Below are 24,647 nucleotides of genomic sequence, written 5' to 3'. Positions count from 1 at the left end.
CTTTTGTTTTGTACCGTATAAAATGTTTAAGCTTAACCTGCTAAATCACCCTATCAGTATTCACGCCTGCTCTGTTTATTGAACAAAAACCGGCATAAGTAGAGCGATTAATGGAATTTCTTGTCCATTTTCGAACACTAGGTTTCCATTTTCTAAGTCAGCGCTGATTTCATAACCACTGTCTGTTTCCTTGATCATTTCCATCACAAGCAATTCATCGATACCTTCACGGATGAATGGATACTCTTCAACAAGTTCATTTGAGAAGCTAGAGTGAACGTTGCCCGTTAATGCAGGCATGATCATCGAAGGGTTGCTGCTGATGTTTTCGGTCCCTTCCGGCACGCTCACCAACCACTTAGATTCGAACTGTCCCTTACCTAACTCTAACGACATGTTGTTCATTGAAAGGTCGAAACCTTTAGCAAACAGGATATCGATAAATGGAATGATCTCTGCAACGTCTTCTTGCGTCATCACAGGATTAGATTGGTAAATCTCAAAGATTTTCTCAAACGACTCGCTATCCAACTTCGACATTTCAAAATCGACGTTTAGGTTGTTCAACTGGCCTTCACTGGTCTCGATGTTTGCGATATCCAGCTTGAGGTTGCTGCGCAGACGCTTAGTTGCTTCATCTAGATGTGATTCAAAATCGTACTTAGAATTTTCAATGGTCATGAAAGGCTGCATTGCAGAATCTGAAACCAAGAAGCTATCGATAGTAAAATTCTGAGTACCTAACCAGTAGCCTTTCGCTTGTTGGCCTGAACCCACACCTTTCAGATTAGACAGCGTTACCTCTTCACCGGTTTCAAAATCAATTTGAACTGAAGGGATTGAAAGCTCGTAATCAACTTGGCCTAAAACAGTCGCATGGCCAGAAAGATTCGATTTAGTGATCGAGACCGAAGTCCCATTCTCATCAGAACCTTGGTGATTGAACTGGCTTAACTCAAAGTTAAAGTCAGTGTTGCCGTTTAGCTCAGTACTAGTGGTCAGAGTTAAAGGCAGAATATCGGTATTCTCAAACGTCGACAGTGCATTTAGACTCACCAAACCATGGCTAACCGCACTATTTATGACAAACTCACTCGGCAACCCATCAATCGCAAGTTGCTCTTTCAGGTTTTCATCCATCACAGTTAAACGAGTGGTTACGTTGGAAGACAAGTAACCTCTATCGTATTCCACGATCTCAGCTTGAATGCTTGAATTGTTAAGCTTTGCAACGCCATCGGTAATCGCATTTTGTCCAATTTGCCCAACCGCTAGCGGCCAACAAAGTGCCAGTGAGATTGCTCCGCCAATAGCACCAATTTTTCTTAACTGTTCCATGAGTTCTCTTTCTACACGTGTCTATTTTTTTTAGTCTAACCCATCAGTAGCAAACAAGAAACATTGAGTTAAATCAGTCTATTGCTCGATACTTCGATTGCCTCAATAAATTAACGGCTAGCTCTCATCCTTATTCGGCGGTTCTTGCTAGGCTAAAGACGTCGCTACTATTAAGGTTGAGCTGTGAATCAATACGCTGTTATCTGTTTGGACAATAATCCGGTTAGCATTGAAAGAATACGTTCGGAGCTGGCTCCGTTGGCTTCTGTATTCGATATTTATACTGCCGAGAACATAGAAGACGCACATCACGCATTAGAAGATATTCATGATCACAACCAAACCGTTGCTTTGGTGATCACTCATCATCATTCTGAATTTAATGGCGTGCAATTCCTGATTGAACTTCAACAGCTGCCCCATAGTAATACCGCAAGAACGATATTAGTCAGCGCTTCGTCAGACATTCAATCCATTTTAACCGCTGTGAATGAAGGTAGGCTCAACCACTGTTTAACCAAACCGGTTCAAGATCAGGTTCTGTTCAAATCAGCGCAAAAAGAGCTGACCTCTTTTGTTATCCAATACGACTCAGAAAACCTGCTCTCTTACAGCGATGCATTGGATCAACAACGCTTACTCAGAGCGCACATTGAGCAAAAGATTCACTCTTTCCAATCGGGTTTCATTCACGACTACCACCAGCTTTCTGATAATGCCCTTGCAGAACGTGTCGTCAGTGCCTTACAAGATGTGTTTTCAAAAGATGACAAAACTAAGGCCATTCGTGACTATTCCCCCGAGCATCTACTCACTGTGGAAGGCGAAGACAATCGCTTTTTATGGCTGATCATTGAGGGTGAAGCAGCTCTTTATAAGAAAGATGAACTTGGGCAACAGCGGGAAGTGGTACGTCACTCCAAAGGGAACATTGTTGGCGGGATGTCATTTGTAACAGGCGAGCCTTCGTTTTCTACGGCGATCACCCTAACGCAGACTCGCGTTATCAAACTGGATAAAGATAGCTTTGCTCAGGTGATGCATTCAAACAATACCCTGCTGCCTTTATTTACCAATCTATTGCTCCGTCATTTTAATCGACGTTTGCAACGCAGCATCACCAATAAGATCAAACTGCAGCAGACACTAGAATCATTAGAGTCTGCACATCAACAACTGATCGAGAAAGAGAAAATGGCGATGCTCGGGCAGCTAGTCGCGGGAGTCGCACATGAGCTGAATAACCCGATTGCTGCCATATTAAGAAGCATCGAAACTCTGTCAGACCATCTCGACCAAATATTGGCAAACCTATCCGTTCCAGAGTCCAATAAAGGGACTGACGTACTGGCACATTCAAAGTTAGCTAAGCCACTATCAACAGCCCAAGAAAGACAGCTCGTAAAGCATCTTACGTCGACGATTAATGACCGTGCTTTAGCAAAAAAAGCCGTGAGACTAAACCTAAGCCAAGACTCTACGGTTCTAAACACATTAAAGGCGTCCCCTGTCGCAGGCAAAGAGCTGCTCAATGACTTAGAGCATTACCATTATGTTGGAAACTCTATCCGCTCAATTCAAGTGTGCAGCAAGCGTATTGCCGATATGGTCAAAAGCTTAAAAAGCTATGCTAGAGAAGATGAAGAAGTTCGCCACTACACAGATATCCACGAAGGGCTTGAAGATACCTTAGTGATCTTCGAAAACAGGCTTAAACACCACCAACTCGAAAAGCATTACGATACCGACTTACCGCCTTTATTGTGCCAGTCGCTCTCGCTGCAACAAGTGTGGACCAACCTTATCTCCAATGCGCTCGATGCCCTATCTGAACGAGGAAAAGTGACCATCACCACTTCTCAACAGACAAAAGGCGACGACGCGTTTCTTGTGGTGCAAATCTCCGATACTGGCCACGGCATTGCCAAAGAAGACATCAACACCATTTTCAACCCAAATTTCACGACTAAAAAAGAAGGCAACTTTGGTTTAGGGATTGGGTTATCCATTTCTCAACAAATCGTTTCGGCTCATCAAGGGTTTATTTTGGTGGAGTCAGAGGTAGGCAGCCATACAAACATGCAAGTGTGGCTTCCATTCAAACAAGAAGGAGCACCTCATGAATAAGTACCTAATTTTATGTGTCGATGATGAACCTGAAGTTCTCAATAGTGTCCTTCAGGACTTGGCGATATTTGAAGAGAACTTTCTGGTTGAAGGTGCAGAGTCGGTCGATGAAGCCAAGCAAGTAATCAAAGAAATGGGACAAGATGGTATTAAGCTCGCGTTAATCTTATGCGACCACATCATGCCAGAAGAAACCGGCATTGATTTTCTGATCGAACTCAACCAACACGACGCTACTAAACCAACGCGTAAGCTGTTGCTCACCGGGCAAGCTGGGCTAGAAGATACCGTCACAGCCATTAACAACGCAGCACTTGATTTCTATATTTCAAAACCTTGGCAAGGCGACCAACTGAGAGACACGATTACTCAACAATTGACTGACTATGTCATTGCCAACGACAAGCAATTGCTAAACTGGACTTCCATCTTAGATACCGAGCGCATACTGACTTCAATGGCGGATAAACGCACCAGTTTTGGTGAATAGCACTGATTGGTTAATGGATACTGAGAATAGCGTCATCCGATATAAAAACCTTCCGAATGTATACAAATTTTGGATAATTCGCTCGTCTATTTTTCTCATTCGCCCTAAACATGAGATCTCCGTTACATACTGATCCTTAATTTGCTTGTTTTTTAACTAAATGAGTAAGGTTTTACATTTTAAAGGATTACTTTTCCGTGAGTTAGATTAAACTGTCTCAATGTTTATGGTTTGCCGATTTGTCTCAAACCAAAGGAATTAACACTAATATAGGTTTACGGTCGTTATGCGCAAAATTCTACTTACTACCGCTATGCTATTGGCTTCTGGTCAAGCACTAGCTGTTGATGAACAACCACAGGTAATGAGCAACTTTAACTATGATTACTTTGAAGCACGTATCGGTGCTAGCCCAGTAACATTTGGTGGTGCGTTCAGTAAGTCCATTCACCCGAACGCTCACGCTATAGCACGTATCGATTCAGAATTTGAAAGCGATTACGACTCAGCTGTAGGTCTTGGTTTCCACGCTCCATTAAACAACTGGGCAGACCTAACAGGTGAAATGCTAGCTCGTATCGTTCAACCTGAGAACTCAAGCTCTACTGATATCGGTATGGAAATCAACATTGGTGTTCGCCAATGGCTTGGTCCACAACTAGAAGTTGGTGGTAAAGGTGGTTACGTTTCTATCGATGACAACGATGATTGGACAGGTTCTGTTTACGCGCGTTTCCACTCTACAGAGCTTTTCTCTTTAGGTGCTGAAGCTCGTATTAACGACTTCTACGGTGACCAACTTATGTTCACTGCTCGCTTCAAGTACTAATACTTAAAGCTCAAGCCCTAGCAAATAAGCTCTCTATGAGCACTTAGCCTTTTGATACTTAGTCTTTTAAGAAATCCGGCTAAGACAGAAACAAAAAAACCGAGGACATTCCTCGGTTTTTATTTATTAACAGTAATCTTAAGCATATAAGGTAAACTTCTTTAGTGGCAGCTCTTTAGTAATTGCTGCTTGCGTGGCTCTTGTAATAGTTTCCAGTGAATACCATCAATTGCACCCGCAAATTTCCAAAGTAGTTTTAGGTCAACATCGTTTCCGTACGCTTCGCGAACCTTATTAAACACTTCAGGTGCGCCCAACTGCATAAACATTGAAACATCATCCACACCCGCCTTTTTAACCATGCGCTCTAACGTAAGCTGCATGTTTGGTAGATCTCTTAATCTACGGCTAGCTGATGACTTCTTGAAGCTACGCTGCTGAATTGAATTATCGATTGAAGTACGAATAATACTATCCAATTCAGGATGTTCACAGGTAAACAGATCCGTAATGTCGTAATAGTTTACGGTTGCTGTTGTCTGCTTCTTTACATGACGATACTTTTCACAATCAAGATCGGTCAGTTTTTTATCTAATGATTTTCCACCTCTAATGAATAAACAACCTTCACTCAATAAAGCGAACATAGCGTCATTTTGAAAGAGGCCAATACCTCCGAACATAGAACGTTTTTGATGCTCACCAAATTGATTCACGTAATTAATAAATGCTGTCTCGGTCATATCCGTTGATCCTTAATCAAATTACCCCGATTAGGTTGATCACCAGACAAGCAGCTTGTTATGCGAAAAATTTTAAATCTATTTTTTTATTCTATAGGTGAATATTATGGTTTCGTTTTCCACCTTTAAATAAATGATACTTCGAAAAGAAAAATAAGTCTGGACTTAGTTCACATCAATCAATTGAGTATTCCGGTTTTTCATGATTGACTTCACAGTAAACTATCAAACCATGCTTGAATTTGGACACCTAGTGATACACCGGTTCAAATTATTAAAGGTTATGTAGACGGGTGAGTATTGCCTCGCAGCATCGTGGCTTGTAAAATGGCAGGACAGACCTGTTTTTACTTTTTATATGAATCATTTATCGTTTTTCTGGCTACCTCAAAATAAGACTCTTCTCTTAAAGGGTCTAGAATCAGAGTTTGCCCAACTTGTTGGACATTCTATCTCAGCGGGAAAAATAACACTTCCTCCTATCCCTAACGTTGTACTGAAGATTCAATCGCTTTGTACCCTTGAATCAACTGGGATTGCTGACGTTGCCGAGTGCTTACTCGAAGACCCAGGCCTCGCTGCTATTGTCATTCGTGTGGCTAACTCTGTCGTCTTTAACCGACGTAATATTACTTGTGTTGATATTATGACGGCGGTGTCGCGCCTTGGCATATTAAGAGTACGTGACATCGTGACGGCTCAGGCTATTGAGCAACTCAAACACTCAGTCAACCTCAGTAAAGAATGTAATAAGGTATTGGTTCAGAGCGCTTCTGTATCAAAAGAGCTGGGCGCTACTATGGTGCTTGTTACCAACAGCTTCAAAGAGCTCTCCCCTACTGAATACCGTTACCTTGAGCATGAAAAATCGCTGCTTGTTGGATTACTGGCTGATATTGGTTTGTTCTGTTTGGTTAGCGAATACCACCTCTACCTCGAAAATGGCAATTACCTAGATCACGACATCGCTCTACAAATCTTCCAAGGCCAATGTTCTGCTACCAGTAAATTGGTGCTTAACCGTTGGGGCTTCGACAGCGACTTTATTGATGTGTGCAGCAATACCATCAATAACCACGAACAGCGTGAAGTCTCTTACTTAGATATCGCTCGAATCGCTAACCACCTGCTGATGTTCAGAAACAAGGATGAGAACATCGATGATCACGAAGTTGAACTTAACGTGACAGGTGCAGAGGTGCTTTATAAATTAAGCAACTTGAGCAAGCATGATTTTAATGCAAAGCTAAGCGACGTGATCAATACTAGCGGCTTCTAAGTCACTGTTAAATTACAAGTAAGTGTAATATGAAGTAAATGCAATGGGGAAAGCATGTTTACAGGGATGATCTTTATATTTGCGCCACTCGTCGTGGGGTATCTTTTTGCAATTTCGAACGCTCAGACATTAGAATTTATCAACCGCTCAACATCGCGGTTGATCTACGTGATTCTGGCGTTAATGGGACTAAGCTTAGCCGCCCTCGATAACCTAGGCAGTAACCTGCAGACAATCCTTCTATATACCGTCACTTTCTTTGTCTGCTTAAGCGTATGTAACCTAATGGCACTGCCCGCTATTGATAAGTTATTGCCACTCAAAACCGACAGTAGCAAGAATAAGCTTCCCCTCTCTTCTATGGCGATGGAATCTGCAAAACTCATCTTAGTGGTAGGTTCAGGGCTAATCGCTGGCTTAGTGCTGCCTATTGGCCTTGATTGGGTTGATACCGCAAGCGAATGGATTCTGTTTGTTCTTCTATTCTTTATCGGCATTCAGCTGCGTAATAGCGGACTCACACTTCGTCAGATCTTACTCAACAAGCACGGTATGGTTATCGCAATCACCATTATCATCACCTCAATGTTAGGTGGTGTAATCGCGGCTTACATCCTAGATATCCCTCTGTTCAAAGCCTTGGCAATGTCTTCTGGATTTGGTTGGTACTCTCTGGCTGGTATCTTAATGGGTGACGCCTTTGGTCCTGTCTATGGTGGCGCTTCTTTCATGCTTGAGCTGTTAAGAGAGTTAGTTGCCTTGGTACTGATTCCAGTGCTAATTCGCAGCTACCCATGCACTTCCATTGGTTATGCTGGTGCGACTGCGATGGACTTCACCTTACCGGTCATTCAAACAACAGGCGGCGTTAGATGTGTGCCTATCGCTATCGTCAGTGGCTTTATCCTCAGCTTGCTTGTTCCGATATTGATGTTGTTCTTTGTATCTCTTGCTAACTAGATCGCAGGAATAGCGTTTGTTTTAGATTAGAATGCAACTCGAATACCAATGCCCAAGACACCGATACAGTTACCGAAATAAAAAGACACTAAGTGTCATTGCTCAACAAATAACGATCACGGTAACCTGTAACGACAAAGTTATAAAAAGAATAAACTTACAAAAGGAACCACTATGAAACGCCTTTGCGTCGCATTACTGCTAGCTTCAACTTCTACTTTCTCTTTTGCAGCAGATTCAATGTCTGAGACAAACCAGTGCCAAGCAAAAAAATATGATGCGTACATCGACGCTTCTTTGAATTGGTATGCCGACCTTGCTGCATTAACCTCTGAGCAATATCCAGAGCTAACAGAAGTGAGTGAGTGGTTCCTAGAAGGTCGTAAGCACCACTTTGAGCTTAACCGTGCTGCGGTTCACTACTACTTAGTAAACGACTCAAGCAAAGTGGCAACAGAGCAACCTGTAGAAGGTTGGTTGCAACTTGAGCAACACGACATTAAAACGCTATCAACACGTGATGATGAGCTTGGTAAAATCGCGAAAACAACATTCGATGACCGCCAATCAACGCCTCACGCTCAAAACTACGAACTACGTTCTGCCTTTGCAGAGCTGCTTAGTCACCCTAAGCAAATCGACTCAGCGCTGCAGCGTTACAACCAGTCGATCAGTAAACTTGAAGCGATTAAGTGTAAATAACCCCGCATTTAATATGCTTTTTTGAGAAGTTGGATTTCATAATTAAGACGGGACATTGTTCCCGTTTTCGTTTAGATTGTCCCGCTCGCGTCAATATTAGAAAAATAACTCGCTTGCTATGGTTACGGAACAAAAAACAGCAGATGTTAGCTTCGACAGTCTTCTACGTATCTTCACGGTACCTGAAGGCCCAGATTCAACACTCACTCAAATTGAAGACAAACTTTCACGAAACCTGAATCAATTCTTACGTGAACATATTGTGGCTGAAGAAAAGCCGCTACGTGAAATTGAGAAAGATTTTTCAAATGCTCATATCCCAGAGCAGCCTGAGTTTGTTTCTGAACATACTGAGCATCTCCTCGATTCTCTTGTGTCTCATTCGGTTCACACGTCTTCGCCAAGTTTTATTGGCCATATGACCTCTGCGTTGCCGTACTTCCTGATGCCGCTTTCAAAAATCATGATTGCGTTGAATCAGAATCTAGTAAAAATCGAGACCTCAAAAGCTTTCACTCCCCTAGAACGTCAAGTTCTGGGCATGTTACATCGCCTGATTTATCAAGATAGTGACCAGTTTTATTCTCGTTGGATGCACAGCGCAAACCACTCTTTAGGTGCGTTTTGTTCTGGCGGTACCATCGCGAACATTACAGCGCTCTGGGTTGCACGTAACAACGCACTAAAAGCGCAAGGTTCGTTCAAAGGTGTAGAAAAAGAAGGCCTGTTTAAAGCCATGAAGCACTACGACTACGAAGGACTTGCCATCTTAGTCTCTGAACGTGGCCACTACTCTCTGAAAAAAGCCGCGGATGTCCTTGGTATTGGTCAAGAAGGTCTAGTGTCTGTTAAAACAGATAACGACAACCGTATTTGTACTGATGATTTAAGACTCAAGATCGAGCAGCTCAAGCAGAACAAGATCAAACCTTTCGCCGTCATTGGTGTGGCTGGTACAACCGAAACCGGTAATATCGACCCGCTAAGAGACATTGCTGAGGTGTGTGCCGAATCCGATTGTCATTTCCACGTTGATGCAGCTTGGGGCGGTGCGACTCTGATGTCTAACAATCATCGTCACCTACTTGATGGTATTGAACTGGCGGATTCAGTCACGATTGATGCGCATAAACAGCTTTATATCCCTATGGGTGCGGGTATGGTTCTGTTTAAGAAGCCAGATGCGATGACTGCGATTGAACATCATGCTCAATACATTCTTCGTAAAGGCTCAAAAGATTTAGGCAGCCATACGTTAGAAGGTTCTCGTTCAGGTATGGCAATGCTGGTTTACGCCGCAATGCACATCATTAGCCGCCCAGGTTATGAACTGCTGATCGACCAAAGCATCAACAAAGCGCGCTACTTTGCCGACCTAATTAAAGATCAGAGCGACTTCGAGCTGGTTTCAGAACCTGAGCTTTGCCTACTGACTTATCGCTATGTCCCTGAGTCAGTCAAAGCGGCACTGCTTAAAGCTGAGCCTGAACATCGTGTCGAACTGAATGAATTGCTCAATGAGCTGACTAAGTTTATTCAGAAGAAGCAGCGTGAAACAGGTAAGTCTTTCGTGTCACGTACACGCTTAAACCCTGAAGCATGGGTACATCAGCCAATCATCGTTTTCCGCGTGGTATTAGCAAACCCACTAACAGGCAATGACATTCTTTCGTCAGTGCTTGAAGAACAGCGTGAGATCTCTAAACTAGCACCAAACTTGATGGGCAAAATCAACAAACTGGTTACGCAAATCAACGCATAGTCATTCAATTTTAGTTGCATCAAATTGAAAATTTCTTTCTTTTTGATGTAACTAAGCTGTCAGTTCATACCCATTTTGCATTCTTTTTGCTCAAACTCTCTTCCAATTCTGTAGTTTTCTAAAATTTTGTTGAGGTTTGTCATATTCTTAAGCATTCATGCCCTGTTTTTGTATTAGTAAATAGTATGTTGGGTTTATACTAACTCTATGGTGCTAGTTAGCTTGATATCTATTTGACGCAGCAGTATTTACGAAACCGAATATACATCGGCTTTGTGTTTACTGATATTTGCTTCAGCCATACCCCCTGGTAAAAGATATTAACTAGCAAGTTGTTCTCTATACCCTTGTGAACACTATGAATACATTAGAAAAAATACAAAAAAACCTGGAAAATTTCAGCAAGTCTGAGCGCAAGGTAGCCGAAGTAATTATGGCTTCCCCTCAAACTGCAATTCATTCTAGCATTGCTACCTTAGCTAAAATGGCTGACGTGAGTGAGCCTACAGTTAACCGCTTCTGTCGTCGATTAGACACAAAGGGCTTCCCTGACTTCAAACTTCACCTAGCTCAAAGCTTGGCAAACGGTACACCTTACGTGAACCGTAATGTTGAAGAAGATGATGGTCCAGATGCTTATACGCATAAGATTTTCGAATCAACTATGGCTTGTCTAGACGTTGCTAAAAACAGTCTAGACGCGATGCAAGTAAACCGTGCTGTTGACTTGCTGACTCAAGCAAAACGCATTTCGTTCTTCGGACTGGGTGCCTCTTCTGCTGTCGCCAAAGATGCTCAAAACAAGTTTATTCGTTTTAATATCCCAATCACATGTTTCGAAGACATCGTGATGCAACGAATGAGCTGCATTAACTGCAGTGATAACGACGTTATTGTTCTTATCTCTCATACTGGCCGCACTAAAAGCCAAGTTGAGATTGCAAACTTAGCGCGTGAAAACGGTGCGACAGTTATTGCTATCACAGCAAAAGATTCTCCACTGGATAAAGCGAGCTCGTTGTCTATTTCTCTGGATGTTCCAGAAGACACTGACGTTTACATGCCAATGGCAAGTCGCGTTGTTCAGATGACGGTTATCGATGTGCTAGCGACAGGCTTTACGCTACGTCGTGGTTCTGGTTTCAGAGAGAACCTAAAGCGCGTCAAAGAGTCACTTCGTGATTCACGTTACGAGAAGTACTCTCAGTTCTAATCTGCTTAGTCATGAACTGAAAACAGATGACCAGAGAACAAGTTGAATTAAAAAAACGGAGCCTAGAGCTCCGTTTTTATTTGTCTGTATAAAATGACTTATACAACGAACAAGTTTAAGACCGTTAGATAGTCCAACTATTGCCCTTCTCAACCACGCTGTTTTCGGACGCATAAGAATTGATAATGGTAAAGCTCGACTCGACAGCTGGCTCTTGCCCAATTTGATTCATTGAAGCTCCCTCATGATGCCCTTCTCTACAACTGTACTTCTCGCATACTTGCTTCAAAATATGCACGAGCCTCTCTTGGTTAAGCGGCAAAGGGTTTCCTTTAATCGCCACTGATTTGAGCGCGTCGGCAGACACCTCATCAAACTGGGCTTCACAGACACCAAATTCCAACAAGTTGGGTAACTTAAGCGTATCAAGCACTTCCGATAACCAAGAAATTGCCTCCTCTTCTATTGCTTCTACGTTACCTGTTACTATCTGAGCGATTCGCTGATAACGCGCTAGGATGTCGCTTCTTTGCTGCTCTTTTGCAACGGCTATGTTCTCCAACATCACAAACGGCGCTAAACGCGCGGTAATCACACTATGAGGCGCAGAAATCTTACCTCCTAGTGCGGAGGCTAAACCATGGGCTGCGCCAAGCTTGGCATTAGTTATCGCCATACCACCGAGCATAGAAGCGAAAGCAAGATCAGAACGCGCTTGAGGCTCATCATAAACACACGCTTTAACCACAGAACCACTCAACTTACGCAGCCCTTCTTCACAAATCATATCGGTTAACGGATTCGGTTCACCACACACGTAGGCTTCCATTAGATGAGTAAAGGCATCCATCGCACCTCGCCCAGATAGATATAGATTGGTTCCATGAGTTAGGGTTGGGTCGACAATCGCAACGTCGGCCAGCATGTCTGGGCTTCTCAGGCTGATTTTTACTTGGTCTTGGCCTGATTTCAGCACCGCGTTTTTAGTGACCTCGGCGCCGGTACTCGCTGTGGTTGGAATTGCGATAAACGGAAGTGGTTTGGTTTTAAGAGGAACATTACGCCCGACCACTTCAACATAGTCATATAAATTGCCTTGATTAGGTAAAACCGCAGCCAACGCTTTGCCCATATCGATGGCGCTACCGCCCCCCATGGCGACAACCATATCTGGCTTAAATCGACGAGCAGAAATAGCCGCCTCTTCAACCATTTTGATATTAGGTTCACCGGAAACGGCAATGTGCTGATAACGCATACTCTGCGCATCAAGATAGTCAGTAACAATTGAAGTGCGCTCTAATGTATTGCCTGTAACCAATAGCACGCTGTAGCCATATTGATTAAAGAGAGACAATGAAGCGGAAAGTGCTCCATCACCAAAGATGATCTTTGTAGATGTCATAAATTGAAACATGGTGCCTCCTGCGCCTATGACCGAACAAAACTGCGAACTCTTGGTTATTGGAATTTAGCCTTTATATAGTGCATCAGTATTAAGATGCCTCGTTCTGTATGCGCTTTTTTTGACGAGGTGCAACTTGTCGCATTAAAGATGGATTAATGTCGTATTCTTAGGGGTAATTCACACTCTTAAATTAAGGGTAATCAATCTGAATACCCATCAGAAATCAGCATGGATCCTTTTTGTGACCATTATTTGCTCTGATAGACAAAACCTATTGTATTAAGAGGTAATTCCATCTTTATTTCCCCATGGCATTGAGGCATAGTTGGTTTTATGAAATTTTGAGTGGCATTCACTAAAGAATAGTTAACATAATCGAGTTAACGAGCCTCATCCCGTATTTAGGAGAAATTAAATGTTTGTAGTTATTTTTGGTCGCCCTGCTTGCCCATTCTGTGTTCGTGCAAAAGAGCATGCTGAAACTCTTAAAGCTAAACGCGATGACTTCAACTACCGTTACGTTGACATCCACGCTGAAGGTATCAGCAAAGCTGATCTAGAGAAGACTGTTGGTAAACCTGTCGATACAGTTCCACAAATCTTCATCGACCAAGACCACATCGGCGGCTGCACAGAATTTGAAGCATACGCAAAAGAAAACCTAGGTCTTTTCGACTAAGCTAGGATTTCTCAAACGAGAATCAGGGCTAAAGCCTTAAACAGCTGACCCATTTAGGCGTTAGACTGTACGATTTATAGAAAGCCCGCTCACTGTAGCGGGCTTTTTTATGACCAGTTTTCATACGGAATAAGAATAAGGTCAAAATCAAGTAAATTAACAAAATATTGCTTATAATTTATTTATATTTAGATACAATTCACCTCTCAAACTTACCCTGTGTTCCACGCCAATTATTGAGCGACCACCGTGAATATCGACGTTGTTTTTCTGTTAGAACAAAACCCCATTCTCCTCATCTTTGTTGTTTTATCGATTGGATTAGCCATTGGTAAAATTCGTTTCGGTAGCCTCCAACTTGGTAATTCAATCGGTGTTTTGATTACTTCCCTTATCATGGGACATCTTGGCTTTTCTTTTAACGCAGATGCGCTCACCATTGGTTTCATGCTGTTCATCTACTGTGTTGGCATTGAAGCTGGACCAAACTTCTTCGGTATCTTCTTCAGAGACGGTAAGCACTACCTCATTCTGAGCCTTGTGGTACTTTCTACCGCAATTGCCCTAACCTATTTCAGTAGTCATTACCTTGGCCTAGGCTTTGGTTTATCTGCAGGCATGATGGCAGGTGCCTTAACAGCAACGCCGATATTGGTAGGTGCTCAAGATGCTCTGAATTCTGGGCTTGCAGAATTACCAAGAAACATGGACTTGAGCCTGATTATCGAAAACCTTTCAGTCGGTTACGCGATGGCTTACTTGGTTGGCTTAATCAGTATGATTATGTTTGCTCGCTTGATTCCAAAACTTCAAAAAGTGAACCTACACGACTCGGCAGAGCAAATCGCCCAAGAACGTGGGTTAGGCGCTTCAGGTCAGCGTAAGGTTTACTTGCCCATTATTCGTGCTTATCGAGTGGGACCAGAGCTCATCTCTTGGACTGACGGTAAGAATCTGCGTGAACTGGGCATCTATCGCCAAACAGGCTGTTACATCGAGCGTATTCGACGTAATGGTATTCTTGCCCATCCAGATGGTGATGCAATTCTGCAAGAAGGCGATGAGATCGCATTGGTTGGTTTCCCAGATAGCCACGCTCGTCTAGACCCAAGCTTCCGTAACGGTAAAGAAGTTTTCGACCGTAACCTTCTCGATCTGCGTATCGTGGAAGAAGAGATCGTCGTTAAGAGTGACAGTATCGCAGGTAAGCGCCTATCAGACTTAAACCTGTCTGAATACGGCTGTTTCCTTAACCGCGTAGTACGTGCTCAGATTGAAATGCCGATGGACTTAAACATCGTGCTTTCTAAAGGTGACGTCCTACAGGTGAGTGGTGAAAAGAGTCGAGTGCACGGCCTAGCTGAGAAAATTGGTTTCATCTCAATCCACAGCCAAATGGCGGATTTGATGGCCTTCTGTAGCTTCTTCATTTTGGGTATTTTGTTTGGTTTGATCACCATGACATTCGGTCAGGTATCGTTTGGGCTAGGTAACGCGGTTGGCCTGCTTCTATCGGGCATCATGCTTGGTTTCCTACGAGCGAACCACCCTACTTTCGGTTATGTGCCTCAAGGTGCTCTGAACATGGTCAAAGACCTCGGTTTGATGTTCTTTATGGTCGGTATCGGCTTGAGCGCCGGTGGTAAGATATTTGAGCACTTAACCCAAGTTGGCCCACAGGTAATAGGTATTGCCCTAGTAGTGAGTGTGCTGCCAGTATTCTTCGCTTACTTGGTTGGCGCTTACGTATTGAAGATGAACCGAGCTTTGTTGTTCGGTGCAATCATTGGCGCGCGAACTTGCGCTCCAGCGATGGACATCGTAAATGACCACGCTCGCTCAACGATTCCGGCTCTGGGTTATGCGGGTACTTATGCGATAGCCAATATATTGATGACCTTAGCAGGTACTTTCATCATCATAATTAGCTAGCATCTGCTGCATTAAAAGCAGCCAAGCTTAGATATTTCGAATGCACTAATTCACTTTGGGTTAGTGCATTTTTTATAACCTGTTTTAAGCGGTTCAAGCCTTCTTCCCCACTCCTGCTCTTAACTCCCCTATCTGGCAGGGTAGATGTCACTGTTAAAATTTAACCAGTTTGGGCGATAAAGAGTAATTGTGTCTCGTATCTCAGTAGAAAGAAAAGAAGCTATATTGAAGAAGCTATTACCTCCCTATTCAATGTCAGTTAAAGAAGTGTCGGAAGAGGAAGGAATTAGCACTGCGACCCTGTATCATTGGCGCCAGCAACTCAGACGTTCAGGAGCCGCCGTGCCAAATAGCAACACTTCATCAGAGCAGTGGTCAGCTCAAACTAAACTTGCCATTGTCGCTGAAACCTACTCAATGACAGAAAGTGAACTCAGCCAATATTGTCGTGAAAAAGGTCTTTTTCCAGAGCAAATCCAAAGCTGGCGCAGCGAATGTATGCAAGGGTTTAAGTCGAGTAAAGAGCAGGAAGCTGAAGCAAAGAAGCAGGCTAAAGCTGACAAACTTGAAATCAAAGAGTTGAAGAAAGATTTACGACTCAAAGAAAAAGCACTCGCTGAAACGGCCGCTCTCTTGGTACTAAGAAAAAAGCTGAGAGCCTTTTACGGGGAAGAGCCAGAGGACGACTAACCTCAACCGATGAAAGGCAGACCATAGTGACTCTTATCCTTGAAGCGAAGCAATGCGGGTGTCGTTTAGAGCCAGCTTGCCATGAAGTTCAAATCGACTTGAGAACGTATCGTCGCTGGTATCAGCAAGGTGAAGTTCAAGCTGACAAAAGGCCAATATGCCTCAGACCTGAGCCTGCTAACAAGCTGTCGCAGGAAGAGCGTGATGCGATAATCGAGGTGTGTAACCGCTCTGAGTTTGCAAGCTTGCCTCCAACTCAAATCGTCCCGACACTGCTTGATAGAGGTGAGTATATCGCCTCTGAGTCGAGCTACTACCGAGTGTTGAGTACGCAGGGGCAACTTCACAAACGAGGTCGTCAGCGGAGCAGACAGAAGCAAGCGAAGCCAACCAGTTACACAGCGACGGACTCGAACCAAGTCTATACGTGGGATATCACTTACTTACCTTCAAAAGTTCGAGGCCAACATTATTACCTGTATGTCATTGAGGACATCTACAGTCGAAAAATTGTTGGTTATGAAGTGTATGAGCATGAATGCGGTGAGCTGGCGTCACAACTTCTGCAACGAACGTTGATGCGAGAGCAGTGCTTCAATCAAGCTCTGGTTCTTCACTCCGATAATGGTGCGCCGATGAAGTCGTTGACGTTCAAAGCCAAAATGGAAGAGTTAGGTATTACTTCATCGTATAGTCGCCCAAGAGTCAGTGATGATAACCCGTATGTTGAGTCATTGTTCCGCACGGTAAAGTACATGCCAAGCTGGCCAACGAAAGGCTTTGAAACAATCGATAGTAGCCAAAGTTGGGTTGAAGCCTTCGTACGCTGGTACAACACCGAGCACAAGCACAGTCAGCTAAATTACGTCACGCCTTCAGAGCGTCACAATGGAAAAGATAAAGAGATCTTGAAGCGCCGAGCGGAGGTACTACTCGCTGCAAAAGAGCTAAACCCTGAACGCTGGCCTGGTGATATCAGAAACTGTGAACCTGTTGGTGACGTTCACCTAAATCCAGAAAGAGAAGCTGCTTAATAAGTAAGCAAATGATGACAACTACCTTGAAAAACACCGACTCTCTTCATCCCTTATTTCTACTCTTGTCCCCCTTCGAATCGCGGTAGCCGTATCCGCTCTTAAATCTCTTCGCATCCCGCCACTCGAATCCCATATCTGCTCTTAATCTCTTGAACCAAATAGCAGACAAAAAAATAGGCGCTCAATGAGCGCCTATTTCGTTTAGATTCGATAACTTGAATTAGATGTCAGCTACATCAAATTCAACAGCTGGGTTAACGTCAGCTTCGTAATCAACACCTTCAACACCGAAACCAAATAGCTTCAAGAACTCTTCTTTGTACTCTACGTAGTCAGTCAGTTCTTTTAGGTTCTCAGTTGTGATTTGAGGCCATAGGTTACGACAGTGATCTTGAATGTCTTCGCGAAGCTCAAGGTCATCTAGACGTAGACGGTTCACTTCATCCACTTCTGGCGCGCTGCCGTCTTCTTTGTATAGACGTTGGCTGAACATACGGAAGATCTGTTCCATACAACCTTCGTGAATACCTTCTTCACGCATCTTCTTGAACACCATAGCGATGTAAAGAGGCATTACAGGGATTGCAGAACTTGCTTGAGTCACTACAGACTTAAGAACAGCAACGTTTGCAGTACCGCCAGTTTGGCCTAGCTTCTCGTTCAGCGCTGTCGCTGCACGGTCTAGATCCATCTTAGCTTTACCTAGTGCGCCATCCCAGTAGATTGGCCACGTTAGTTCAGTACCGATGTAGCTGTAAGCAACCGTCTTACAACCGTCCGCTAGAACACCAGCTTCAGAAAGAGCATTGATCCAAAGTTCCCAATCTTCACCGCCCATTACAGTAACAGTGTCTTTGATCTCTTCTTCAGTTGCAGGCTCTACGCTTGCTTCGATGATTGTGTCTTTGTTCGTATCAACCGCAGTTGACGTGTACGTTTCACCGATAGGCTTTAGAGATGAACGAATTACTTCGCCAGTCTCTGGCATTTTACGCACTGGAGACGCCAGTGAGTATACAACCATATCGATTTGGCCTAGATCTTCTTTGATCAGGTCAATTGTTTTCTGTTTCGCTTCGTTAGAGAAAGCATCACCGTTCAGGCTTTTTGAATACAGGCCTTCTTCTTTAGCTAGCTTGTCGAACGCTGCTGAGTTGTAGAAACCAGCTGTGCCCGGCTTTTTCTCAGTACCGGCTTTCTCGAAGAAAACACCGATAGTTGAAGCGCCGCCACCAAATGCAGCCGCAATACGTGAAGACAAGCCGTAGCCACTTGAAGAGCCAACAACTAGTACACGTTTAGGTGCGTTTGCGATTGGGCCTTGAGCTTTTGTGTAAGCAATTTGTTCTTTTACATTAGCTTCACAACCGACTGGATGTGTTGTAGTACAGATGAATCCGCGAATTCGAGGTTTGATGATCATATTCAACTTCCTTAAAAAATCAGGTTAAGGATAAAAGTTTCGTACGCAAATGGCATCTAATTTCTGTAAAAATGTGGTGAAAATGCAAGTGGTTGGAGCACTCAGTGAATATTTGCTGACTAAGTCACCATTTGTTAACGCCTCTATTGCAACTTCTACGACAAAAACAAAAAAGGCACCTAATAAGGTGCCTTTTGTCATTTCTTTATCTAAGCAACGCTATTTAGCTTAGGTTTTAACTCTTTTCGCGTCAAAGTTTCACTGTAATCATGACTGAAGTGGTCAACTTGAATCGCTGCGTAGCGAAGTTTGTCTGCTGCAATGATTTGGTCAACTTCGTCTTGAGTAAGAACATCTGCCGCCAGTGCTTGAGCAAGTTTATCTTGCAATAGACCTTTACGAGCCACTTTGCCCTCTTTCACTGCTTTGAAGATCTTACGTTCGAGAGGCTTGATGCTGTACATCGCATTGAACGCATTCTCCATTAGGCCAACACTATCCTCTTCTTCTTTGCCTATGTAGCAAAGGTGAGTTAGACGTTCACGGTGTGCACCCGGAGTCATCAAGCTTTCTGCCAGTTGTACCGTTAGATTATCACTTGGTTTTTCAAAGTGGTTACCGACAGGGAAAACTAGACCTTTAAGTACTTTACCTACCATCTTGTTCGGGAAGTTTCTGTACGCTTCTTGTAGCGATTTAGCCGCGTTATGGAAACAGTGTTGAACCGCGTAGTGTACGTAGTCTAGGTCAGCTTGTTGACGACCTTCATCTTCATACTTCTTAAGCGCTGCAGACGCCATGTATAGGTAACTTAGACCATCACCTAGACGTGCAGAGATAAGCTCTTTACGTTTCAGTTCGCCACCTAGTGTAAGCATTGCGAAATCCGCACTCACTGCAAGCGCACGGCTCAAGCGAGTTAAGTCTTGGTAGTAAGGCTTCGTTGGACCGCTCATATCCGCTTTAATGAACTTAGAGCCTGTCAATGCCGCACCGAACGCACCAAACGTGTTCTTAGTTGCGTGAGAGATATGCTTGAACAACAAGTTATCGAAATCCTTCGCACCTTGCTTCTCATCTGGGTTTGCTGCCGCTTCCATTTCGCTTAGCACGTATGGGTGACAACGTGTCGCACCTTGACCGAAGATCATCAGGTTGCGAGTTAAGATGTTCGCACCTTCTACTGTGATAGCAACTGGAATACCTAGGTAAGGCGCAGCTAAGTAGTTCATTGGACCATCTTGAATTGCACGACCAGAGTGGATATCCATTGAATCATTCAGGATAGTACGCGCCATTTCTGTCATGTGATATTTCGCGATAGCCGTAACGATACCCGGCTTCTCTTTCATATCGAGTGAAGTAGTTGTTAGTGTACGAGTCGCTTCTAGTAGATACGTTAAGCCACCAATACGACCTAAACTCTCTGCAACTCCTTCAAACTTACCAATCGACATACCGAACTGCTTACGAACATAAGCGTATGCGCCGGTCGTTTTCGCCGTTAGGTGGCCCATCGCCGTGCCAAGTGCGGGTAATGAGATACCACGACCTGCAGACAGACATTCCACCAGCATACGCCAGCCTTTACCTGCGTAATCGGCACCACCGATTAACCATTCCATAGGAATAAATACATCGTGACCGCGTGTTGGACCATTCATGAACGCAAGACCAAGTGGGTCATGACGCTCACCAATCACAACACCTTCGTGGTCAGCCGGGATTAGCGCACAAGTGATGCCAATGTCTTCTTTGTCACCCAGTAGCTTTTCTGGATCGTGCAGTTTGAAAGCCAGACCAAGTACCGTCGCCACTGGTGCTAGTGTAATGTAGCGTTTGTTCCAGTTAAGCTTGATACCTAGCGTCTCTTTACCTTCGTGCATGCCCATGCACACAGTACCGACATCAGGGATACCACCCGCATCAGAACCCGCTTCTGGGCCTGTTAGTGCGAAACATGGGATATCTGTACCGTCAGCAAGACGAGGTAGCCAGTAGTCTTTTTGGTCTTGAGTGCCGTAGTGAGACAGCAGCTCACCAGGACCAAGAGAGTTTGGAACCATTACTGAAACCGCAGTACTGATACTGCGAGTCGCAATCTTAGTTACGATAGTTGAGTTAGCGTGTGCTGAGAATTCACGACCGCCATACTCTTTCGCAATAATTAGCGAAAAGAAACGCTCTTTGCGTAAGAAGTTCCACACCTCTTCAGGAAGGTCTCGATCTTCTTTTACAATTTGGTGGTCATCAAGCATAGCGAGCAAGGTTTCAAGCTCATTATCCATGAACGATTGCTCTTCTGCTGTCAGCTGAGGTTTTGGGTATTGGTGCAGCTTAGTGAAATCTGGTTTACCAGAAAACAGCTCTCCGTCCCACCACACGCTACCCGCTTCCATCGCTTCTTTCTCGGTGCTAGATAGTGGTGGTAGTACTTTTTTAAAGAGTTTAAAAGCTGGGTCACTTACCCATTTTTGTCTTAGAGAGCTCATAGTTCAGATCCTTTTGTTCACTATATTGGTTGTGAATGTTTCGCTTTTTATTGTTTTATTCTTCTGCTGACATGCCTGCGGCTAAATATGGAATAAGAATATCGACCACTGCCTTAGCATCTATCTTTCTGTCATAGTCATTCTCTGCAATTTCTACCAGAGCCTGACTTGATGCCATGGTGAATACACAAGTCCCTAGGGTGAAGTGTAATCGCCAAAATAACTGTTCTTGAGTGAGGTTCGGATTCGCCTTCATTACAGATGTCGTAAACAAAGAAAGTACTTCGCTGTAGCGAGTAGTAATGAACCAACGCAAGTGTCCTTGCACATCCGTATAGCCTCTGCCGATAAGTAACATGAATCGGCTTGTACCATTTGGCCTAACATCATTAAGTGCTCTTAGTGGCTGTCTCAACGACTCAAACACGTCACTCATAGAATACGTTTCGTTCAAGTTTAAGTTCACTAATGCATCTTGCAGTGCTGGCATAAATGCTTCTAAGTAACGATTGAGTACCGCACGAACCAGAGTCTTCTTATCGCCAAAGTGATAGTTCACTGAAGCTAAGTTGACATTCGCTTTACTCGTAATCGTACGTAAAGAGGTGTCATTAAAACCGTGCTCAGCAAATAAGCCTTCAGCCACATCTAAGATTTTGTCTTTGGTTGTACTTCTTGGTGCCATTTCAATCACTCGTATTAAACAACTGTTTGAAATATACGCTTAGTACATTTATTTAACAAGCAAGCAACATCACATTTTCACAAATTGGTCGTACCAGTTAATAAAACTCAGCACTAAACGATTGAATCGCTGTGTGTTTATAAAAAAAGAAAAAAATAATGAATTTTCTTGGAACTGAAATGGAAATGGAGAGTCCTAAATTAGGTAGAAAACAGCGTATTTAGAAGTTTAACAGGCCGTCAAACTTGTTCTTCTCACTGCTTTCTTAATTACTGCATTTTCCTTATTAACTCCTATACTTGTATCCGCCCAAACCACGTTGGTTTGGGCTTTTTTTTGTTTGTTGTTTAGGGTGAAACCTTACTTACCCTTCTTCACAGCTACAACTACAAACTAAACAGCGCGATCGATTCTTTTTATATTGTCATTTTTTACTAAAAATCGAACTACCACGCTTGGCACATTGCTATCACTGAGATACGTATTTCAAACAACCTCCTAACCAACGTTTACCAATCTCTGCCCAAGCCGAATTCTAGCCTTGCATTTATTTTCAACACATCTACTCGAAGCTTGCCACCTGTCACAACTGGTAAATTAATCAATAGCGATAGAGACTTACATTCGAAATAAAGCCAACAAACTTAGCAATTTCTAGCAGATGTCCTAAGCTTCGTTTAATACCCTTCTCAATTAAGTAGTTAAACGCTAGTTGGGAGGAGGCGGGAGCTTTTAAAAGTAGAAGGAGACCTACTTTGAGACTGTTTAAATTACCCATCATCTGTTGCTTAGCTATTGCAACCCCACTCTCTGCTCAGACTTTAGAACAGGCTGTTGCCATTACCTTGGCTACCAATCCTGAGATAAAAAGTATTTTTAATGAGTTTGTGAGTGTACAAAAACGAAACGATGCCGCAGGTGGTGCTTATAGGCCGAGTATCGATCTTGATGCTGGTATTGGCTATGAAGGCATAAACCCTGCGCCAAACAACGGTCCTGATACCGATCTCACACGAAAGGAAGCCACCATATCCCTCACTCAGTTGTTGTGGGATGGTTCGTCGACTCTCAATGATATTGATCGTACTGCCGCAGAAGCAGAATCGGTTCGTTTGCAATTGCTCGCGGATGCCGAAGACAAAGCGCTAGAGGTCACACAGATCTACTTAGACGCAGTCAAAGCAACTGAAGTTTTAGCCCTTTCGGAAAGTAACCTCGCTATCCACAAGAAAATCTATAAAGACATCAAAAAGCGTGCAGTCTCAGGCATAGGCTCAACCGCAGATGTATCTCAGGTAGAAGCAAGGATTGCAAAAGCTCACGGCAACTTATTAGCCGCACAGAACAACCTAATTGATACCCACACCCAATTTAGAAGAATAGTGGGTCAAGAACCGCTTGGCTTAGTCTACCCAAGAGCCGATATTTCTATGATTCCTCTGTCATTATCAGACGCGCTTGTTGATGCTCTGGACCAACACCCAGTCATCAAAGTCGCGACTGCAGATGTCGATTCAGCGCACTTCCAGTACAAACAATCAAAAGGGGTTAACTACCCGACGTTCTCTATCGAGGCATCTCAATCATGGCGAGATGATGCTGGAGGCGATGAAGGTTCGAGCCAAGAGACTTTGGCAATGTTGAGAATGCGATACAACCTCTACAACGGTGGTACCGATAGTGCTAATTCAGAAGCTGCAGCTTACCAACTCAATAAAGCAAAAGATCTAAGAGATCGTGCTTATCGACAAGTTGAAGAAGGCCTTCGCCTCTCTTGGAGTGCATTGGATCTGACGTTACAACAAAAGAACTTCTTGTCTGATCACGTGGATTCGGCGTCAGAAACCGTTATCGCTTATGAGAAACAATATCGAATCGGCAAACGTACGCTACTTGATCTGCTTAACACTGAAAACGAATTGTTTGAAGCCCGCAAAGATTACTTAGATGCGCATTACTCTGAACAGTACGCTAAATACCGTGTAATGAATGCGACAGGCTCTCTATTGAACGCTCTACTGGTCGACATTCCAGACGAGTGGACAACGGCAGTGGAGTATTAATGATGAAGAGACCTTATTTATTACTTTCCGCATTAACGATAACGCTATGTGCATGCTCTAGCCAAAATGAAGAGCCCTACATAGAAACGCCAGAAGCGGAGCAAATTTCTGACCTGCAAGACGATGATAACGATGGTGTGGTCAATGCACGAGACACCTGTCCTGGCACACCAGAGTCGTCTCTTGTAGACAACGAAGGCTGTGGAGAGACGGTTAGCTCGCAAGAAGTCAGACGGCTGAACATCCTTTTCGCCAATGACTCCTATGAAGTTAACCCTATCTTCTCAGATCAAATCACCACTATGGCTGAGTTCTTAGAAACCTACCAAAGTGCATCGATAGAGATTCAAGGTTACGCCAGTAAAGTCGGCGCGAGTGAATACAACTTAGAGCTATCAAAGAAACGCGCTCACCACGTTGAAGATGAACTGTTGTCGAATGGTATCGACCCGAGCCGAGTAAGAGTTGTTGGTTACGGTGAAAACCGCTTAGAGAGCGATGGCAACGATGCTACGTCTCATGCACTGAACCGCCGAGTAACAGCCACAGTTGTCGGACTAAGCGAACAGATCGTCGAGGAGTGGACCATATTTACCACGCTAGAAAAATAACATGACACTGTCACTCTGGTCATCCAAAACGATCCGCAATTCATGCCGATCAAAATAATGAGTTGAATCTAGGAGTTTTAGATCATCAATAACTAACCAAACTAAAAATACTAGCAGTTAGGATCAATAAAGCCGAGATAGGAAACCCTATCACGGCTTTTTTGTTCTTTGCTGTCACATGAAT

19 protein-coding genes are annotated in these 24,647 nt (G+C 43.7%); 13 read left to right on the top strand and 6 right to left on the bottom strand.

Annotated features, from left to right (window positions below):
- Positions 1-75: 75 nt before the first annotated feature.
- A complete protein-coding gene (locus tag BCU07_RS04525; RefSeq protein ID WP_017066064.1) occupies positions 76-1,338 on the bottom strand; it encodes a DUF945 family protein in 1,263 nt (420 codons plus the stop codon).
- 183 nt (positions 1,339-1,521) lie between these two features.
- On the opposite strand from BCU07_RS04525, the gene BCU07_RS04520 reads away from it, so the two are divergent.
- The 3 genes from BCU07_RS04520 to BCU07_RS04510 all read left to right on the top strand — a co-directional run bounded on the left by BCU07_RS04520 (position 1,522) and on the right by BCU07_RS04510 (position 4,784).
- Complete coding sequence (locus BCU07_RS04520; RefSeq protein WP_017060404.1) at positions 1,522-3,465, top strand: ATP-binding protein; 1,944 nt, start codon at positions 1,522-1,524, stop codon at positions 3,463-3,465.
- Positions 3,458-3,955, top strand: coding sequence for a response regulator (locus tag BCU07_RS04515; RefSeq protein ID WP_017065410.1), 498 nt, complete (start codon positions 3,458-3,460; stop codon positions 3,953-3,955). Before BCU07_RS04520 ends, BCU07_RS04515 begins: the two co-directional genes overlap by 8 nt.
- Before the next feature lie 286 nt (positions 3,956-4,241).
- Entirely contained in the window at positions 4,242-4,784 is a 543-nt protein-coding gene (locus BCU07_RS04510; RefSeq protein ID WP_017065409.1) for a hypothetical protein, read from the top strand.
- Positions 4,785-4,945: 161 nt separating this feature from the next.
- Here BCU07_RS04510 and BCU07_RS04505 read toward each other — a convergent pair whose 3' ends face one another.
- Positions 4,946-5,527 carry a TfoX/Sxy family DNA transformation protein gene (locus tag BCU07_RS04505; protein ID WP_017060401.1) on the bottom strand — a complete coding sequence of 194 codons (582 nt, stop codon included), beginning with the start codon at positions 5,525-5,527 and terminating at the stop codon, positions 4,946-4,948.
- A gap of 358 nt (positions 5,528-5,885) precedes the next feature.
- Here BCU07_RS04505 and BCU07_RS04500 point away from each other — a divergent pair, with 358 nt between their 5' ends.
- From BCU07_RS04500 to BCU07_RS04480, 5 genes are all read left to right on the top strand, one after another.
- Positions 5,886-6,806 (top strand): HDOD domain-containing protein, encoded by a 921-nt coding sequence (locus BCU07_RS04500; protein ID WP_017066065.1) that lies wholly within the window; start codon positions 5,886-5,888, stop codon positions 6,804-6,806.
- Between the two features lie 54 nt (positions 6,807-6,860).
- Positions 6,861-7,766: a lysine exporter LysO family protein gene (locus BCU07_RS04495; RefSeq protein ID WP_102428575.1), complete on the top strand. Its 906-nt coding sequence runs from the start codon at positions 6,861-6,863 to the stop codon at positions 7,764-7,766.
- Between the two features lie 174 nt (positions 7,767-7,940).
- Positions 7,941-8,468, top strand: a complete 528-nt coding sequence (locus tag BCU07_RS04490) for a hypothetical protein (protein ID WP_017066066.1) — start codon at positions 7,941-7,943, stop codon at positions 8,466-8,468.
- Between the two features lie 118 nt (positions 8,469-8,586).
- Complete coding sequence (gene panP / locus BCU07_RS04485) at positions 8,587-10,230, top strand: pyridoxal-dependent aspartate 1-decarboxylase PanP (protein ID WP_017060397.1); 1,644 nt, start codon at positions 8,587-8,589, stop codon at positions 10,228-10,230.
- 358 nt (positions 10,231-10,588) lie between these two features.
- Complete coding sequence (locus tag BCU07_RS04480) at positions 10,589-11,443, top strand: MurR/RpiR family transcriptional regulator (protein ID WP_004734686.1); 855 nt, start codon at positions 10,589-10,591, stop codon at positions 11,441-11,443.
- Positions 11,444-11,567: 124 nt separating this feature from the next.
- On the opposite strand, the gene BCU07_RS04475 is transcribed toward BCU07_RS04480, so the two are convergent.
- Positions 11,568-12,860, bottom strand: a complete 1,293-nt coding sequence (locus BCU07_RS04475) for an iron-containing alcohol dehydrogenase (RefSeq protein WP_102428574.1) — start codon at positions 12,858-12,860, stop codon at positions 11,568-11,570.
- A gap of 406 nt (positions 12,861-13,266) precedes the next feature.
- Between BCU07_RS04475 and BCU07_RS04470 the strand changes: the two genes are divergently transcribed.
- The 3 genes from BCU07_RS04470 to BCU07_RS04460 all read left to right on the top strand — a co-directional run bounded on the left by BCU07_RS04470 (position 13,267) and on the right by BCU07_RS04460 (position 17,186).
- Complete coding sequence (locus tag BCU07_RS04470; protein WP_009847069.1) at positions 13,267-13,530, top strand: GrxA family glutaredoxin; 264 nt, start codon at positions 13,267-13,269, stop codon at positions 13,528-13,530.
- 249 nt (positions 13,531-13,779) lie between these two features.
- Entirely contained in the window at positions 13,780-15,462 is a 1,683-nt protein-coding gene (locus BCU07_RS04465) for an aspartate:alanine antiporter (RefSeq protein ID WP_017060395.1), read from the top strand.
- Between the two features lie 189 nt (positions 15,463-15,651).
- Positions 15,652-17,186 (top strand): IS3 family transposase gene (locus BCU07_RS04460; RefSeq protein WP_372118817.1). Its coding sequence is split into 2 segments (ribosomal slippage): positions 15,652-16,105 and positions 16,105-17,186, totalling 1,536 coding nucleotides; the frame shifts between segments, so codons are not numbered across the junction.
- A gap of 223 nt (positions 17,187-17,409) precedes the next feature.
- Here the strand turns inward: BCU07_RS04460 and fabV are convergent.
- The 3 genes from fabV to BCU07_RS04445 form a co-directional block, all read right to left on the bottom strand.
- Complete coding sequence (gene fabV, locus BCU07_RS04455) at positions 17,410-18,612, bottom strand: enoyl-ACP reductase FabV (protein ID WP_017060392.1); 1,203 nt, start codon at positions 18,610-18,612, stop codon at positions 17,410-17,412.
- A 209-nt stretch (positions 18,613-18,821) separates the two neighbouring features.
- Positions 18,822-21,104 carry an acyl-CoA dehydrogenase gene (locus BCU07_RS04450; protein ID WP_017071963.1) on the bottom strand — a complete coding sequence of 761 codons (2,283 nt, stop codon included), beginning with the start codon at positions 21,102-21,104 and terminating at the stop codon, positions 18,822-18,824.
- A 55-nt stretch (positions 21,105-21,159) separates the two neighbouring features.
- Positions 21,160-21,789 (bottom strand): TetR/AcrR family transcriptional regulator, encoded by a 630-nt coding sequence (locus BCU07_RS04445; RefSeq protein WP_017065403.1) that lies wholly within the window; start codon positions 21,787-21,789, stop codon positions 21,160-21,162.
- A 755-nt stretch (positions 21,790-22,544) separates the two neighbouring features.
- Between BCU07_RS04445 and BCU07_RS04440 the strand changes: the two genes are divergently transcribed.
- Together BCU07_RS04440 and BCU07_RS04435 are read left to right on the top strand one after the other, a co-directional pair.
- Positions 22,545-23,852, top strand: a complete 1,308-nt coding sequence (locus BCU07_RS04440) for a TolC family outer membrane protein (protein WP_102333196.1) — start codon at positions 22,545-22,547, stop codon at positions 23,850-23,852.
- A complete protein-coding gene (locus tag BCU07_RS04435) occupies positions 23,852-24,463 on the top strand; it encodes an OmpA family protein (protein WP_102428233.1) in 612 nt (203 codons plus the stop codon). The genes BCU07_RS04440 and BCU07_RS04435 overlap by 1 nt, the downstream gene beginning before the upstream one ends.
- Positions 24,464-24,647: the final 184 nt, after the last annotated feature.

The sequence above is a fragment of the Vibrio sp. 10N.261.54.E10 genome (genome assembly GCF_002877735.2).
GTDB classification, from domain to species: Bacteria; Pseudomonadota; Gammaproteobacteria; order Enterobacterales; family Vibrionaceae; genus Vibrio; species Vibrio crassostreae_C.
The sequence above is the reverse complement of the archived record's forward strand: the minus strand, read 5'-3'. Positions and strand labels throughout refer to the sequence as shown.

Coding starts and splice junctions, on each gene's coding strand:
- BCU07_RS04525 (WP_017066064.1), bottom strand. CDS start 1,338: ATGGAACAGTTAAGAAAAATTGGTGCTATTGGCGGAGCAATCTCACTG.
- BCU07_RS04515 (WP_017065410.1), top strand. CDS start 3,458: ATGAATAAGTACCTAATTTTATGTGTCGATGATGAACCTGAAGTTCTC.
- BCU07_RS04510 (WP_017065409.1), top strand. CDS start 4,242: ATGCGCAAAATTCTACTTACTACCGCTATGCTATTGGCTTCTGGTCAA.
- BCU07_RS04505 (WP_017060401.1), bottom strand. CDS start 5,527: ATGACCGAGACAGCATTTATTAATTACGTGAATCAATTTGGTGAGCAT.
- BCU07_RS04500 (WP_017066065.1), top strand. CDS start 5,886: ATGAATCATTTATCGTTTTTCTGGCTACCTCAAAATAAGACTCTTCTC.
- BCU07_RS04495 (WP_102428575.1), top strand. CDS start 6,861: ATGTTTACAGGGATGATCTTTATATTTGCGCCACTCGTCGTGGGGTAT.
- BCU07_RS04490 (WP_017066066.1), top strand. CDS start 7,941: ATGAAACGCCTTTGCGTCGCATTACTGCTAGCTTCAACTTCTACTTTC.
- panP (WP_017060397.1), top strand. CDS start 8,587: ATGGTTACGGAACAAAAAACAGCAGATGTTAGCTTCGACAGTCTTCTA.
- BCU07_RS04480 (WP_004734686.1), top strand. CDS start 10,589: ATGAATACATTAGAAAAAATACAAAAAAACCTGGAAAATTTCAGCAAG.
- BCU07_RS04475 (WP_102428574.1), bottom strand. CDS start 12,860: ATGTTTCAATTTATGACATCTACAAAGATCATCTTTGGTGATGGAGCA.
- BCU07_RS04470 (WP_009847069.1), top strand. CDS start 13,267: ATGTTTGTAGTTATTTTTGGTCGCCCTGCTTGCCCATTCTGTGTTCGT.
- fabV (WP_017060392.1), bottom strand. CDS start 18,612: ATGATCATCAAACCTCGAATTCGCGGATTCATCTGTACTACAACACAT.
- BCU07_RS04450 (WP_017071963.1), bottom strand. CDS start 21,104: ATGAGCTCTCTAAGACAAAAATGGGTAAGTGACCCAGCTTTTAAACTC.
- BCU07_RS04445 (WP_017065403.1), bottom strand. CDS start 21,789: ATGGCACCAAGAAGTACAACCAAAGACAAAATCTTAGATGTGGCTGAA.
- BCU07_RS04435 (WP_102428233.1), top strand. CDS start 23,852: ATGATGAAGAGACCTTATTTATTACTTTCCGCATTAACGATAACGCTA.